Raw genomic sequence first — 15,011 nt, forward strand, 5'->3', positions numbered from 1 at the left:
AAGTAATGCCTAAAGCATTGATAAATATCAGTAATAACTCAATAGTCTCGTCTAAACACTTAACCGAAGAGCACATAGAAAATCTAGTTAGGTTTAGTGATCGTAAAGAACAGTTAGAAGAAAACACGCTAAAGTCATTACACTACCATGTGAGTAAATTTAATGATTATTGCCTCACTCATAATGTCATACCCTTACCGCTCCAAGACGCAACGATACTTGAGGCATTTCTTATACAAGAAAATGAGCGTGGTTGCAAAGCGCAAACACTGCGTATTTATGCCTGGGCCGTTTCGAAGATCCACAGTTTAGCCGGTTTAGAGATCCCTTATTTCAAAACGATAATTACCGCGCGGTTAAAAATCATATCGAAACAAGAGGTAAAACGCGGTATAAAGCGCAAGCAAGCTGTTGCATTTTCTTATGACCATTTGAAATTTGTAAATGAACAACTCGATATAAATTCGCTACTGTCGATACGCAATGCACTATTGCTCAACATTTGCTATGACGGTTTATTACGAGAAAGTGAAGCCTGTAATCTATTTGTTGATCAAATTCAAAAAGTGAATGGTCTGTATAACATTAACATTACTAACTCTAAAACTGATAAATCATTAGATGGCTCTATTGTTCATTTAAGTAAATTCACCTCTAAACTACTGCCTTTGTACTTACAAAAGGTATCAGCACATAATGGTCAGTTTTTGTTTAAACGTATTACCCCGCGCGGTGGTAAATTAGAAAAGTTAAAACCAAGTGATCATAGTCCAAACCCACATGACAAACCGATATCAACCAAAACCGTTGAGTTGATATTTGCTAATACTTGGCATTCAATAACAGATTATAATCAATCTGTCAGTTTTGATCTCCATGTTGATTTACCAGAACGCCCATTCAGTGGACACTCTGCCCGAGTTGGCGCCTCTTGCGATCTTGTTAGCGCAGGTTATGATGACTCGTTAGTCATGCGTGCGGGAAGATGGAAAACATTAAGAATGGTCGAGCTCTATACTCGAGGCGTGAATAATAAATTTGCGACAGTACGAGAATTTAGAGAACGATTGGATACAATGACCGACATATAAGTATTTCACGATAGTGGAAAGGTACATGACCTTTCCAATCATTCTGCTCTAGCCATCAATCAGCAGTACCATTTCATTTAGTGTGGCATGAAACATACAGCTTACATCATCATGACTAAACTGATTACCATTTAAGTTAACCGTGATTTCGGTGTCATCATTATCAGTCTCTACATACAGAGTGTTTTTAATCTTCGGATAGTTTTCCATCAACACATTTTCAGCATGTTTCCTGGTGATCTTATTACTTAAGTGTACGGTAATAATCCCCGTCCCTAGTAACAGATTATTCATACCATTTTCAAAAACATCTGTAAGCATGCCTTCAACAAACTGACTTTTTGAAACGTTACATTGTTCGCTTATCGTTTCTAATTTTTCGAGTAAGTCTTCGTACATTCTTATCGTGCTATTTTTTCGTGTTGCATCAGGTTTAATCTTCATGTTTACCACTGAGTCCATGAGTTAACAAAAACCTATTTATTTTAAAATAGGAATTAAGTGAATACATTTTAGCACACTAATTAGTTCACTTACCATTCATTACGTTTACTTTAATAAAGCAAATATCTATTATATAGGTTATAATTAATTGAACAATTAATGAGTACTATTCCTATCTGTAAAGACAACATTAAATTCATTATATTATTTAACAATGAACCCTAAAATAATTCACCATTAAAAACCAGTAATATCAAGTCCTTTATTTCGTCTAACGGTCATTATACGAAATAAAATAAATTGAGCCATTTAAGGTTGAACTTAATATTATTAAGAGATTGCATAACAACTTATGCACCAAGTGGAGCACCTATTGCTTTATAAGTATAACCATTTGTTAATCCATATATTTGAAATAATATAATAACGTACTGAAATTATTATTCTCATTGTTAATTATTTTATTAAACAATAACAATCTCTTTTAGCACCATCAACGCGGACATACATTTTAGGCCGTTATTTTGATTATTACTTGTAGTTACCCATGCAGAAATACAGATTTTACACAGCGCACCTAAAAATAAAATATAAACCTTATATAACCCTTAAATATCATCATGATACATGTTAAAACAATGATTTTGAATGACGTATAATCATGGCTAATTAGCCCGTATAAACTGAATTATTGACCTTTATTGATCAAGCAATTACACTGTATGTACATACAGTGCAATTGCTGACCCCGTAAAAACAAGACCTTAGCATCTGAATAAAACAAATTACCCTTAAATTACAGACACTTACGACCAAGTATCAAACAGAGAATTTTTATCCAAACCGACTAATCCCTTGATTGATGACTCATCAATCAAGCACTAGGTGGAGTTACTATTACCTTATTGTAAAAATACAGATTAAAACACTGTCTATAATGGGCAGGTACTAAGAATAGAGATAGAATACCGATTACTTAATTGAGAACTTAACAATACGTTTCAGGGATAAAATGACCAACAACCACAGAGCCGATTTTATACTAGTGATCACAACAATCCTTGCTTCTGCGGGATGGATATTTTCCAGAGAAGCAATTCAAGTTTTACCAAGCTCGGGATTTATCGGATTAAGGTTTATCCTTGCCTCGTTATTATTATTGCCCTTTTGTTATCGTGGACTGTTATCGATAGATCGTAAAACGCTGTTTGAAGCTTCAAGTGTTGGCTGCTTTCTTGGGGCTGCAATATTGCTGTGGATATATGCAATTGCTCACAGTGAGTCATTAGGCGAAGGTGCATTTATCATGAGCCTTTCTATGCTTTTCGTTCCTATCATTGCTTGGTTATTTTTTAAAAACCGCCCTCCTCGCGTATTTTGGTTCTCGCTGCCCTTCGCAATTATCGGTTTGATATTTTTATCGCAAGGAAGTTCGTGGTCCTTATCAGGTAGCCAAATTTGGTTTGTGCTATCAGCGCTGATGCTTGCGGTCCACTTTAATTTGAATAGTCATTTTTCACAGAAAATTCCCACATTAGTGCTCACTTGTATTCAATTATTTGTTACAGGAGTATTGGGAATAATTGTCTCATTATTCACAGAAACTTGGCCTGAAATAATTGGGATTGAAACATGGGGATGGCTAGCGATGAGTGTATTGATTGCGACAAGTCTACGTTTTGCTTTGCAAACGGCAGGACAAAAAAATACAACAACAGCAAATGCTGCCATCATTATGATCTTAGAACCAGTGTGGACAGTTATCTTAAGCATGGTTTGGTATGACGAAGTATTAGGGTTCACACAAGTTATTGGCTGTGGCTTTATTCTTTTTTCATTGCTGATATATCGCGGCAGTGAAAAAATACGTTCATTTATTAAGTTAAAATAAAGTGCTTTACACTAGCGATGATGATTATATCGATACATACTTACAAACCCTTACAACATACTAGTCTTAGCGTATTGTTTAATGTTTCATTCTCTTTATAATCATGCCTATAAAATATCATATAAAAACAGGGTTTAAAATGAAATCGATTACCGTATTAGGCGCACTAACTGCAATAGCATTATCTGTAAATGTTCAAGCTAATCAAGATGTTTCTGGTTTCTATCTTGGTGCTGGTGTTGGTACAACTAATGTTGATACTGACACTAATGGATATTCATCCAACAGCGACACAGATGGCAGCACGGTAAAACTTTTAGGTGGTTATCAATTCAATCGTATTGTAGCTATTGAAGCTCAGTATACAAAATATGGTGATATTACACCTCTATCTAATTTTTCAAAAACATATCAGTGGTCACCAACAACTGTATCTTTAGCTGCTAACCTTGGTTACACATTTGAAAATGGTTTACGTCCTTTCGCTACAATTGGTCTTTCATCATTAGATCTAGATGAGTCAATTAAAACAATTGATGATAGCAGTGCAACCGCGTTACGTTTTGGTGCTGGTTTAGAATATACACCAGCTGCATTATCGGGTGTTAGTTTCCGTGCTGGTTATGAAGGTGACGCATTCACAATCGATAATGGCATTGGTTACTCTGATACGACTGTTATTTTAGGCTCTGTTTATGTAGCCGCTTCTTACAAGTTCTAAACTTGTAAGATATCAAGTGATAGTCATCCCCTTTTGAACTATCACTTCTTTTTATTCTTTCTATTAATTTGATTGTAAGATTACACAACACAGAAATATTTATAAGACAGACGTCATATCTTTTCTAAAACCTAAATATCCACCAGCCCACCTAGTTTATAGCTATCCATAAATCAATATTCGTTCGTCTATTCTGCGATAATTTAGATTCAATTTCGCCCTCTTTTATTACCTTCTACCACTAAATAACTGAAGTTTACAACATAAATTATGTCACTCATTATCCCTTACGGTTATAGATCAAGTAACAAAAAATAACAAAACAGCGTCCATTTATGCTCTATACGACATATACTCCATACAAAGTTTACCGCTAACATAAGCCTGACATTGAGATAAAACCCTGCCTATAGCACATAAATAAGATTTAACACTGTTATTTACATTTATTTTTAAATTAATTCCCACCCCTTTATCTTCAAATACTTAGAAATCCAAACCAATGGCTTACGACTATAAAATAGCATATTCGCTGCTTTTACGTGCTTGCACTGTACAAATAATACCGATAATATGCTTAAAAATTAGACAGTGACGAGTTGGGAGTTCATTTGAAAAAGTTATTACTTTGCGTATTTACTGGTACATTTTTAGTAGCATGCGGTGGTTCTTCATCTACAGATTACAATCCTCAAACAGGACCACTTGACCCGAGCAAGATACACGATGTCGTACCATATGTTAATTATAACGACGCGCCAGGTATTATCGATAACATAAATTTTGATGGTCAACAAAATGGTGAATACACCTCGGATATGTTTAATTCAGATTTTAACAATGAATGGGGAAGTGTTACTGGTGAAGCTAATATCATCGATCGAAATGGTTCAAATCAGTTAGCGGTAACTCATCCCAAAGGCTATTACAAAAAAGGCATTTCCGGTGGTAAGGATTTAAACGAATTTAACGAGTTGTACTTTTCATATCAAATAACATTTGGTAAAGATTACGACTTTTCTATGGGTGGGAAAATGCCTGGCTTAGCAGGGTTAAACCCAAATGTAAGTTCTAAACCAGACGGTTGTAAAACAATCGGCGAAGACGAAGGATTCAGCTTACGTTCGATGTTCCGTGAAGATGGTCGTGCTATCGGTTATTTCTATCACCAAGATAAGACTAAGTCATGTGGTGACGAAATTGATTATCAACATGAAGGCAAGAACTTCTCATTTCAACGTGAAAAAACATATTTAATTGAGCAATACGTAAAAATGAACGATGCCAATCAAGCAAATGGCATTGTAACTATCTACGTAAACGGTTTTAAAGTACTTGAGCGTACAAATATGACATTTTCAGAAAATGGTATACATGGAATCAACTATCAATTTACCCAGCTATGGCATGGTGGTAACAGTAGTGGTTGGGCCGTAGACCGTGATTCAACAGCTTATTTAGATGAGTTTACATTGAGTACACAACCTATTAGCTATACAAAATAACCCTTACATTATTAATTTAAAGTTGGCCTTGTTTATTACAAGGCCATCTTTTTGTCTGCGAAAATTACTTTAAGTGAATAGATAGTAACTAAAACAATTTATCCAGGCTCATTATCAGAGAGAGAATTTGACTTGAAAAAAATATTACCTTGTATCTTCATTACTTTATTCTTAACCGCATGTGGTGGTGGTGGTAGTGATAGCAGTAACAATAATAACGACCAAACTGGCCCGATAGTACCAGACGTTCCTGACGTTCCTGATGTTCCTGATGTTCCTGATGTTCCTGCTGACCCAGATAATATCCATGATGTTGTTCCTGACGTTGATTATAATAGTTCAGCCATTTTCGATTATGTTAACTTTGACGAAAGATCAAACGGTGAATATACAGAAGACATGTTCGACACAGACTTTAACAATGAATGGGAAAGTATCACTGGTAGCGCTAATATTTTAGATAGAAATGGTTCAAAGGTGTTAGCGATAACTCATCCAAAGGATTATTACAAAAAAGGTATTTCAAGTGGTAAAAATTTGAATGAGTTTAACGAGTTGTATTTTTCATATCAAATCACATTCGGTCAAAATTATGACTTCTCTATGGGTGGGAAAATGCCTGGCTTAGCAGGTTTAAATCCAAATGTAAGTTCGAAACCAGACGGTTGTAAAACAATCGGTGAAGACGAAGGTTTCAGCTTACGTTCGATGTTCCGTGAAAATGGTCGTGCAATTGGTTATTTCTATCACCAAGATAAGACGAAGAGCTGTGGTGACGAAATTGATTATCAACATGAAGGACAGAACTTCTCATTCAAACGTGAAAAGACATATTTAATTGAGCAATATGTCAAAATGAATGATGCTAATCAAGCGAATGGCATTGTAACAATCCATGTAAACGGCTTTAAAGTACTTGAACGCACAAACATGACATTTTCAGAAAATGGAAAATACGCAATCAATTACCAATACTTCCAGCTGTGGCACGGCGGTAATAGTAGTGGTTGGGCTGTAGACCGTGATTCAACCGCTTATTTTGATCATGTGGCAATTAGTACTAAACCATTAAGTTACAAACTTAATTAAAATCGAATAATAAAAATAAAAGCCACACTCATGCAGTGTGGCTTTTATTTTATCTCCAAGTTTTAGTTACTAATCTTCAAGACGGAAAACTACATCAACTTCATCACGAATAATAATTTTAGCATCTTGATAAGTTGATTCAATATTAGCTGAAGAATCCATCTCCATCGAACGCATTAGCATTGGTCTTGGGCTTGAATTTCTGTATGTTATTCTCCATACACCATCCACACTCTCACCAAAGCCTTTTGCCAACGATGCTGCTTTTTCTTTAGCATCTAATATTGCAGCTTGTCTTGCTTGTTCAATAAATTTACTTTCATCGCTTACTTTTAATTTAATATTGGTAATGCTATTAATGCCATCACCCAACGCACCATCTAAATAACTATTCAATTTAGCTAAATCACGAACAGTAACATTTACATTACGATTTGCTCGATAGCCTATAAGCTCTGGTTTGCTGTCTTTCTTATACTGATACTCTGGACGTAATGTAATATTTGTACTTTCAATATCTATTCGAGCGACACCTTCTTCCTCTAACCGTTTATTAAAAGCTGCAATTACCTTGTCTACTGCAGTTTTGGCATCTTTAGCCGACTTACGAATTTCAGAAACTTGTACCGAAAATACAGCCATATCAGGTAAAGTAACAATTTCGCCCATACCCGTAGTTTCTAAATGAGGGAAGCTTACATCGGCGGCCATGAGGCTTGTAGAAATAAAAGAACTAGCAGTGAACACTGTCGCGAGTAAATATCTGTTCATAGGAATAACCTCTCATAATCATTGTTTATCAATCAGTGGTATTCAGACAGTAAAAAATCGATAATTATCCAAACAATATCGAAAGTTTATAAATAACGAAAGAATGTCAGGATGTATGAGTCGTGCGGCTATTCGTTGCGTTGTTTGATGATGAGTTTTTCAGCGGCTTTCACAGTTAATGCTTTATCAAAATAATAACCTTGTGCGTAATCACAACCCAATTCTTGTAATAGATCGCGCTGTGCTAACGTCTCGACACCTTCAGCAAGTACTTTTACCTCCAATACTTCACCCAAGCCAATAACTTTACGCGCAAATTCACGATCTAGCGGTGAAGAACAAATATCAGCAACTAATGAACGATCAATTTTTAATGTATCGAGGGATGAACGTAGTGTTCTCACTAAACTTAATGATGAATAACCGGTGCCAAAGTCATCAATAGCAATGTTTATACCGAGTTTTTTTACCGCTCTAACATTATCTATTAAAGTAATCATATTACTGATCGATGCTGTTTCAGTCACTTCAATTTCAAGTAAGTTTGTAGGACAACCTGAATGTTCGATTATAGATTGTAAACGCGTAACAAAGTCGGTCATCTCTAACGTTTTAAATGAGATGTTGATGGCAATTCTTGGACTATAAACATACTCTTCTCGCCACTGGACTATTTGATGACACACTTGAGTAAATACCCATAGGTCAAACTCGAAATGTAAGCCAATATCTTCAGCAATACGGATGAACACATCAGGTGATATATAACCTAAATCCTTATGCATCCAACGAGACAATGCCTCAAAACCAACCAATTTATTATTTTCAAATTCATATTGGGGCTGGTAATGAATGTTTATCAGTGATTTTTCAATGGCATTTGGAAATTCATCAATGATCAGTTTATTCGTCATCAAGTCCGGTTTCATTTCGACTTTAGCAAAGCAATACTGAGAGTTGCTATGACGTTCAGACTCTCTCATTGCAGTTTCAGCCGCGATCTCCATGGAAAAATAACTATCATACTCGGTATGCTCAGCACTTATACCAATGCTAAATGATTTATTAACTTTAATACCATTATTTAATATTAATGAACCCTGTGACAAATTACATAATTGTTCACATATATTTACTATATAAGCATTGAGCTCTACCGAAGATAAACGACATTTGTTTTCAATTAAAATACCAAAACGGGCATTAGACAATCGCACAACTAACCCACTCTCACTCAATATAGATTGTAGTTTTTTACCTAATACAGAAAGATAATTGTCTCCCGCATCAAACCCATATCGAAAATTAATGGTAGAAAAATTGTCGACACTTAGTACAAGCAATCGCATTTTTGGTGTTGTTGAGTTAACCGTATTGAAAAAATGTGAAGCTCGAGCGCTCATTGCCCAACCGTTTGGCAGCCCAGATATCGGATCTATCGCTTTATTTTGAATAACTTTAAAGCATAACTTAAATTCATTATGCGCTATTTTTTTACAATGTAATTCGACTTTTAAATGATAAAAATTACAATCAACAAGTTCGCCTGAAGCAAATACGCCCTCTTCATTTGCACCAGAATTATCAAATAATAAGTCTAAATTAATCATGTTTTTGTTATTATCGAGATGCAATAAATCATTGATTGTTACGTCAACAATTTCCAAATAGGTCAGACCAATTAATGTTGAAAACATATCATTACAAGACTTAATTTGTCCGTTGCGGATAATTAAAATAGGTAAAAATAAATCTTCAATTTGCATTATTATGTTACTCGTAAGTCTGAATTAACTATCGGTTTTTCTACACTTTACACCATGTCATTTTTCGCAACAAATTATTTAATGTAACACGGCCTACTTTAAAGCGGTCAAATATACACATAATAAAAGATGATATTAGGCATAAAGCTAATTAAACAATCACTTACGATTTAATGGTTAGAGCTTTATTCGTAGTATTATTCTTAAAGATATTGGATAAATGCGAAGTAAAATAAAATAGTGCGATATACAACCACAATGATAGTTGAATAATGAGATATAACCACCAGCAAAATAACGCTTTTTAGCCTAAAATATTAAGTTATATAGTTAAATTATCAGGTGCAGATATGAACAATAAGCGTCAGTTTCAACGTGTGTTATTTAATCACGATGCTTCGTTAACATGTAACGGGCATCAATGGTCAACAAATGTGATCGATCTATCCTTACGAGGACTTTCTTGTACTAAGCCAAAAAATGTCACTTTTGAAATTGACCAGCTCATGACATTATCAATACAATTAGCCCAAGAACAAGTGATCATAATGGAAGCAGTACTTATTCATAATGGAGAAGGTGTATTAGGTATGCGCTGTACGCGTATTGATATCAATAGCATTTCAGAATTAAGACGCTTAGTTCAGTTAAACTTAGCCGATGAAGCGCTTTTACAGAGAGATATAGAACATCTGGCGCTATCACTGCCTAAAGTTTAACTTAGTTATAAATCTAACGTTTCGAACGCTGTTAACTCTACTTGTCAGGCGCTATCCGAATACCTTTTCATAAGTGAGTTTGCTCATCCCTGAGCAAATGATTGATTAATTGAATGAAGTTGGAATAGCAGGGCAATCTGCTGGATTTGAAGGGATGTATTTTACGCCATTACCCTCTCCTACTTTCATATTATTAAAAGTATCAAGTAGGGTTTTGATCTCATTTTGTAAATCAGCATCACCTCAATTCCCATCCATGAAGAAGTGTGATTCTTCCTGACGTACCTTCGCCAGTACTTATACCTCCAATAACTTTATCGTTTTTATAAATTATTTTTAACAGAGTGGCAAATTGATAAACCTCTGACATACTTAACTGAGACACGGGTCAAATTTATGTGAATGTTGAAGAACTAACAGAGAGAGTATTTCAATGATAAATAAATTACTAATTGCTGGTGCTATCATGACGTCAGTACTGCTTACTGGTTGTGCCAATAACAACACAGACTTACAAAATAGCGTTGGTAGCTTAAATTCTGAGGTCAGTAAATTAATGGCTCAAGTACAACAATTAGAATCAGAGCATGACACCATGAAAACAGCGATACAATACGCGACTGATGCTGCTCAGCAAGCACTAGAAGAAGCGCAACGGGCTAACTCACGTATTGATAATATTGCCGCATCCTATAGCAAATAAGAACTAACATAACTTAAGATAGATTAGCAGATCTGCTAATCTATCTTAAGTATCTGCCATAATCGCTCTACATTTAATGAAGTATCGCACATCAATTTTTATTATTCATTTATTCAACGTGTTAAATATTAACATTAATAGGTAAACCATAGTGCATTAGAATGGCTTTGTTAACGGCACTTTTATCGACGCTATTATCTTCTCGAAGCTGATTGATAACATCAGAACCACTATCTTTGTTATGCCATATTTCTGAAGATAAAGGAGAATGAACTTCCAAGAAACGTTGGCCATTTGGCTCTAATGTAAATTTTATCGGTGTATTAATGATTCTTACGGTTTCATTAACCATTATATTATTATATAGCCACTCAATATCGTCTGGGTTCATTCGTATACAACCCGCACTGATGCGCATCCCGATACCAAAATCAGTGTTTGTTCCATGAATTAAATAATTACGTTTCCCATAAGCTAATTGCAAAGCAAAGCTCCCTAAAGGATTGTGCTTCCCAGCTTGTACTATACGAGGTAGGACCATTTTGTATTTATCTAAGTATTCGGCTCGAGTTGTTGGTGTAGGTGTCCACACGGGGTCTTTCAGTTTCGTCTTAACAAAACTATTCATTTGTGGTGTTTCACGACCTTCTCGACCAATACCGACAGGAAATACATGTACTTTGTTGCTATTTTTAGGAAAATAATACAATCTTAATTCGGGTAGGTTGATGACAATACCTTTGTGTTCAACGTCCGGTAATAACATTAACGTCGGCAAGTCTAATCTAGTACCAGGCGATGGCAAAAATGGATCAACGGTCGGATTCGACGCCATTAATGCAATCAGGCCAATATTATATTGCTGTGAAAGAGAGTGAAAATAATCACCAACTTGTACTTTATGCTCAATCCGTTCGCCGATCAATCTCGAACCTAGACTGGGTAAAGTATATTGTTGTGCGTTAACGGAACCAGCGAATAACAAGCATAAGATAACGAACGGTCTTGATAGGACCTTGAGCTTAGTCTTTAAGATAAGCATACTGACGCCCTTAAATAATGTCTTATAGGGTAAGTATAGGCTCAATGATATAGTGAGAGGTTCTATTTCAATGTTTACGGCGGTGCAGTAATAATCCCGTTAACAAAACCAAAAATGAATAACCTATTCCCCCACCACTGCTTTTTGCAGGCTGAGGATATTTCTCTATAAAGAAGATGTCTTGAGTAAATGTGGATTCAGGCGATTGATAAATTCCAGTTTGATTAATAGTATCGATGATCCAGTCACTATAGTTACTCACTTCTGTGTATACGTCAGGATATAAATAATTTGCGCATTTATCTATATGACCAAAACTAACCACGCCTGCCAATCGATAACCACGATCATCATCACTTTTGGCGCTTTTGTCTTGCCATATCAGTGGGCCGCCGGAATCACCGTTACAAGACCCTCGTTCAAATGCATTTGCACAAATGTAATAATCATCACGATTGAGCGAATCGTTCCAATTTCTCCAATTTAAAGCACAACTGTAATCACCAATGCCATTAACAAGCGTTTTTTGGAGGATATTAGCACTCTGATTGCCCTTTGCGGATGTTATGCCCCAACCAGATACGACCAGGTTGTCCCAAACTTCATTGTCAAACTCTATATCAGCATCACCTTGTAACGCTTTATTCATCAGTTTGATCGGTAGTGCTGGTAACGCCACTGGTGAGGATAACTTTAATAATGCTATATCACCGATATTATTACCTTGCGCATATTCAGGGTGAACAATTATATAACTCACCGTATTTTCTGACCAATTAGCACTACTCGTTCTATCAATGGCACCAGAGTAAACGGTGACTTGATCACTTTCATCTAGACAATGTGCAGCAGTGACAACCCAAGTATCTGTTATTAAGGTGCCGCCACAGGCAAATGTCGCACCATCTTTAACAATTGCCACCTGCCAAGGTAACTCTAATGCTTTACTATCAACGCCACCAACGATATAGGGGATAATTGCATCATTGGCATAAGCACTTAATGAGAGTGATAATATTCCAGAAATTATAATCACTTTTGTTAGTATCAAAATAAACCTCTCTCACGTTATTATTGCACTACAGGTTAAGCGTCATCTATCATCATTTTTCTATAAATTATAGTATAGTGCTCACAACAATACGCATATGAATAAAATAAATCTGATCTGCTGTATTTCTATTAATTCCAAAATTGAACGCTATAAATCATGCCTAGGTCACTTTATTAAAAATAAAAAATAAATCCTCGGACATTTTATGTCAACTAGTGTAAATAGTAACCAAAGACAATTGACGCACACTACACCATTGCTATGATGCTGATTACGTAAACACGTGTATGACATATGTATTAATTGAAGGGATATAATGAAAAATATTTTAACTGTTCTAATGATGGTATTCGCTTTCTCATTAGCGGCACCTGAAGTTCACGCGAAAAAATTCGGTGGTAGCAAGTCTTTTGGTAAAAGCTATAAAACTGCACCACAAAAACAAACCCCTGCGGCAGCAACCCCTGCTAAACAAGGTATGAGTAAAAAAGGAATGCTTGGCGGTATGCTGGGCGGTTTACTTGTTGGTGGTTTAATCGCATCTATGTTTGGCGGCGCGTTTGAAGGTTTCCAATTCATGGACATGATCATAATGGCCGGCGTTGCCTTCTTATTATTCCGCTTATTTAAAGGCATGATGCAGGCTAAAGCGGCATCACAACAGGGGTCGCCACAAACGGCATCAGGACCAGCATTTAGGCAAGAAGCACAACCTGACGCGACGTTTAACACAGCAAGTCAAGGTGGTTTTGCTGGTTCAAGCAATGATGTACCATTCAATCTTCCCGCTGATTTTGATTTAACTAGCTTCTTAAGTGGCGCACGTAGTCATTATAAGACGTTACAAAAAGCTTGGAATGAAAATGATTTAGAAACAATCCAAGAATACGTTTCTATCGAACTATACAACGAATTGCGTGTACAACGTAAAGAACTTGAAGGTGAGCAACACACTGAAGTTATGTTCCTTGACGTTGAATTAGTTCGTGCAGAATCAACAGCGTCATTATCACAAGTAAGTGTTAAATTTAATGGCCGCTACCGTGATGGCCATGAAGATGTAGAAGCAGACATCAATGAAGTGTGGCATTTAGAACGTGATTTAACGCAGACGGATGCGCCGTGGTTAATTACCGGTATCGAGCAGTAATTACCTTTATTAGCTAATTTAATATGACAAAGGCGGTTAATCACCGCCTTTTTTGATCTTGTTATATGTCTCGTTAAAGCGACAAGTGTTTGGCTCTAGCGAATTAAAGTTAACACTGTTATGATCCGAATATAAATTAAATCGATAGGAATTATAAACATGGCTTCACTACAAGATCAGCTTTTAAAAGCCGGCTTAGGCGATGAGAAAAAAGCGAAAAAAATTCGCAAAGAAAAAAATAAAAAAAATAAAGCGGTTCGTAAAAATCAGGACAGTGCAGACACAAGTCTACAAGATGAAATTAAAGCTAAAAAAGACGCTCAAGCACAATTAGATGCGGAACGTAATAAAGCGATTCAAGATAAGATTGAGCTTAAGTCTGAGCATGGCAAAGTGAAGCAAATGATTCAACAACTTCACATTACTGATTTCGGTGGTGAACTATCATTTAACTATGTCCTTGATAAAAAAGTTAAAACCCTGTCTGTTGATCAACCAAGCTATAACGCATTAACCAAAGGACAAATTGGTTTATGTGTGCTTGAAGGCAAGTCTTATGTTATGCCAAGTATTGCTATCGACAAAATTAGAGCCGTTGATGAAGCCTACGTGCTGGTCCTAAACGAAAATACGGCAACAGAAGTTGAAGATGATGACCCGTATGCTGACTTCCAAATTCCTGACGACTTAATGTGGTAATCACAAACATTTAGTAGTCACCGCTATCCTTCTTAAAGTAAACCCATGTTAATCTTCAAGAGGGATGGTAATCATTTGATTTCTATTTTATTCTATTCTCAGCTATTTATGTTAACCACACCAAATCTGGTTATTAATCCCGCTCAAAACCAGACTATTTGATTCAAGCGATGAATAATCCTATCTGTTTATAAGACAATCTCATATAATTTACCTATCTACCTTACAAAGAGTGATAGCCTTGTTAACTGAGAAAATTACTGCTGATAAACTTGTTCCTGTCTTTGATCTTGGCTCGCGCTGCAAACTAGAAGAGTTTGATACAGTAACGCGAGATCAATTATTCCCTCAAAATAATAAACTATT

At 35.8% G+C, this 15,011-nt stretch carries 14 protein-coding genes; 9 read left to right on the forward strand and 5 right to left on the reverse strand.

Translation table 11 applies throughout. The features are described from left to right. The first annotated feature begins 5 nt into the window (after window positions 1-5). Complete coding sequence (locus PE36_RS19710) at window positions 6-1,091, forward strand: tyrosine-type recombinase/integrase (protein ID WP_006033844.1); 1,086 nt, start codon at window positions 6-8, stop codon at window positions 1,089-1,091. 48 nt (window positions 1,092-1,139) lie between these two features. On the opposite strand, the gene PE36_RS19715 is transcribed toward PE36_RS19710, so the two are convergent. Beyond that, a complete protein-coding gene (locus PE36_RS19715) occupies window positions 1,140-1,535 on the reverse strand; it encodes a hypothetical protein (protein WP_043994888.1) in 396 nt (131 codons plus the stop codon). Window positions 1,536-2,547: 1,012 nt separating this feature from the next. Here PE36_RS19715 and PE36_RS19720 point away from each other — a divergent pair. From PE36_RS19720 to PE36_RS19735, 4 genes are all read left to right on the forward strand, one after another. Next, window positions 2,548-3,426 (forward strand): DMT family transporter, encoded by an 879-nt coding sequence (locus PE36_RS19720; RefSeq protein ID WP_006033846.1) that lies wholly within the window; start codon window positions 2,548-2,550, stop codon window positions 3,424-3,426. A 139-nt stretch (window positions 3,427-3,565) separates the two neighbouring features. Then, entirely contained in the window at window positions 3,566-4,147 is a 582-nt protein-coding gene (locus PE36_RS19725) for a porin family protein (protein WP_006033847.1), read from the forward strand. 611 nt (window positions 4,148-4,758) lie between these two features. Further along, window positions 4,759-5,652, forward strand: a complete 894-nt coding sequence (locus tag PE36_RS19730) for a polysaccharide lyase (protein WP_006033848.1) — start codon at window positions 4,759-4,761, stop codon at window positions 5,650-5,652. A 132-nt stretch (window positions 5,653-5,784) separates the two neighbouring features. Then, window positions 5,785-6,741 carry a polysaccharide lyase gene (locus PE36_RS19735; RefSeq protein WP_006033849.1) on the forward strand — a complete coding sequence of 319 codons (957 nt, stop codon included), beginning with the start codon at window positions 5,785-5,787 and terminating at the stop codon, window positions 6,739-6,741. A 69-nt stretch (window positions 6,742-6,810) separates the two neighbouring features. Here PE36_RS19735 and PE36_RS19740 read toward each other — a convergent pair whose 3' ends face one another. Beyond that, window positions 6,811-7,512 (reverse strand): oxidative stress defense protein, encoded by a 702-nt coding sequence (locus PE36_RS19740; RefSeq protein WP_043994886.1) that lies wholly within the window; start codon window positions 7,510-7,512, stop codon window positions 6,811-6,813. 128 nt (window positions 7,513-7,640) lie between these two features. After that, complete coding sequence (locus tag PE36_RS19745; protein WP_006033851.1) at window positions 7,641-9,278, reverse strand: bifunctional diguanylate cyclase/phosphodiesterase; 1,638 nt, start codon at window positions 9,276-9,278, stop codon at window positions 7,641-7,643. A 350-nt stretch (window positions 9,279-9,628) separates the two neighbouring features. Between PE36_RS19745 and PE36_RS19750 the strand changes: the two genes are divergently transcribed. Next, window positions 9,629-9,997 carry a PilZ domain-containing protein gene (locus tag PE36_RS19750; RefSeq protein ID WP_006033852.1) on the forward strand — a complete coding sequence of 123 codons (369 nt, stop codon included), beginning with the start codon at window positions 9,629-9,631 and terminating at the stop codon, window positions 9,995-9,997. A gap of 433 nt (window positions 9,998-10,430) precedes the next feature. After that, window positions 10,431-10,700 carry an Lpp/OprI family alanine-zipper lipoprotein gene (locus PE36_RS19755; protein WP_006033853.1) on the forward strand — a complete coding sequence of 90 codons (270 nt, stop codon included), beginning with the start codon at window positions 10,431-10,433 and terminating at the stop codon, window positions 10,698-10,700. A 121-nt stretch (window positions 10,701-10,821) separates the two neighbouring features. On the opposite strand, the gene PE36_RS19760 is transcribed toward PE36_RS19755, so the two are convergent. Continuing rightward, window positions 10,822-11,742 (reverse strand): L,D-transpeptidase family protein, encoded by a 921-nt coding sequence (locus tag PE36_RS19760; protein ID WP_083798032.1) that lies wholly within the window; start codon window positions 11,740-11,742, stop codon window positions 10,822-10,824. 67 nt (window positions 11,743-11,809) lie between these two features. After that, a complete protein-coding gene (locus PE36_RS19765; RefSeq protein ID WP_232286618.1) occupies window positions 11,810-12,793 on the reverse strand; it encodes a trypsin-like serine protease in 984 nt (327 codons plus the stop codon). A 319-nt stretch (window positions 12,794-13,112) separates the two neighbouring features. On the opposite strand from PE36_RS19765, the gene PE36_RS19770 reads away from it, so the two are divergent. Both PE36_RS19770 and PE36_RS19775 read left to right on the forward strand, forming a co-directional pair. Beyond that, complete coding sequence (locus tag PE36_RS19770) at window positions 13,113-13,946, forward strand: Tim44 domain-containing protein (RefSeq protein WP_006033856.1); 834 nt, start codon at window positions 13,113-13,115, stop codon at window positions 13,944-13,946. A 159-nt stretch (window positions 13,947-14,105) separates the two neighbouring features. Beyond that, window positions 14,106-14,645, forward strand: coding sequence for a DUF2058 domain-containing protein (locus tag PE36_RS19775; RefSeq protein ID WP_006033857.1), 540 nt, complete (start codon window positions 14,106-14,108; stop codon window positions 14,643-14,645). The last annotated feature ends 366 nt before the right edge of the window (window positions 14,646-15,011 follow it).

The organism is Moritella sp. PE36, assembly GCF_000170855.1.
GTDB lineage: Bacteria > Pseudomonadota > Gammaproteobacteria > Enterobacterales > Moritellaceae > Moritella.

Excerpts from the sequence above, each read along its gene's own strand:
- PE36_RS19710 (WP_006033844.1), top strand. The coding sequence starts at position 6 with ATGCCTAAAGCATTGATAAATATCAGTAATAACTCAATAGTCTCGTCT.
- PE36_RS19720 (WP_006033846.1), top strand. The coding sequence starts at position 2,548 with ATGACCAACAACCACAGAGCCGATTTTATACTAGTGATCACAACAATC.
- PE36_RS19715 (WP_043994888.1), bottom strand. The coding sequence starts at position 1,535 with ATGAAGATTAAACCTGATGCAACACGAAAAAATAGCACGATAAGAATG.
- PE36_RS19760 (WP_083798032.1), bottom strand. The coding sequence starts at position 11,742 with ATGCTTATCTTAAAGACTAAGCTCAAGGTCCTATCAAGACCGTTCGTT.
- PE36_RS19740 (WP_043994886.1), bottom strand. The coding sequence starts at position 7,512 with ATGAACAGATATTTACTCGCGACAGTGTTCACTGCTAGTTCTTTTATT.
- PE36_RS19770 (WP_006033856.1), top strand. The coding sequence starts at position 13,113 with ATGAAAAATATTTTAACTGTTCTAATGATGGTATTCGCTTTCTCATTA.
- PE36_RS19775 (WP_006033857.1), top strand. The coding sequence starts at position 14,106 with ATGGCTTCACTACAAGATCAGCTTTTAAAAGCCGGCTTAGGCGATGAG.
- PE36_RS19750 (WP_006033852.1), top strand. The coding sequence starts at position 9,629 with ATGAACAATAAGCGTCAGTTTCAACGTGTGTTATTTAATCACGATGCT.
- PE36_RS19725 (WP_006033847.1), top strand. The coding sequence starts at position 3,566 with ATGAAATCGATTACCGTATTAGGCGCACTAACTGCAATAGCATTATCT.
- PE36_RS19745 (WP_006033851.1), bottom strand. The coding sequence starts at position 9,278 with ATGCAAATTGAAGATTTATTTTTACCTATTTTAATTATCCGCAACGGA.
- PE36_RS19755 (WP_006033853.1), top strand. The coding sequence starts at position 10,431 with ATGATAAATAAATTACTAATTGCTGGTGCTATCATGACGTCAGTACTG.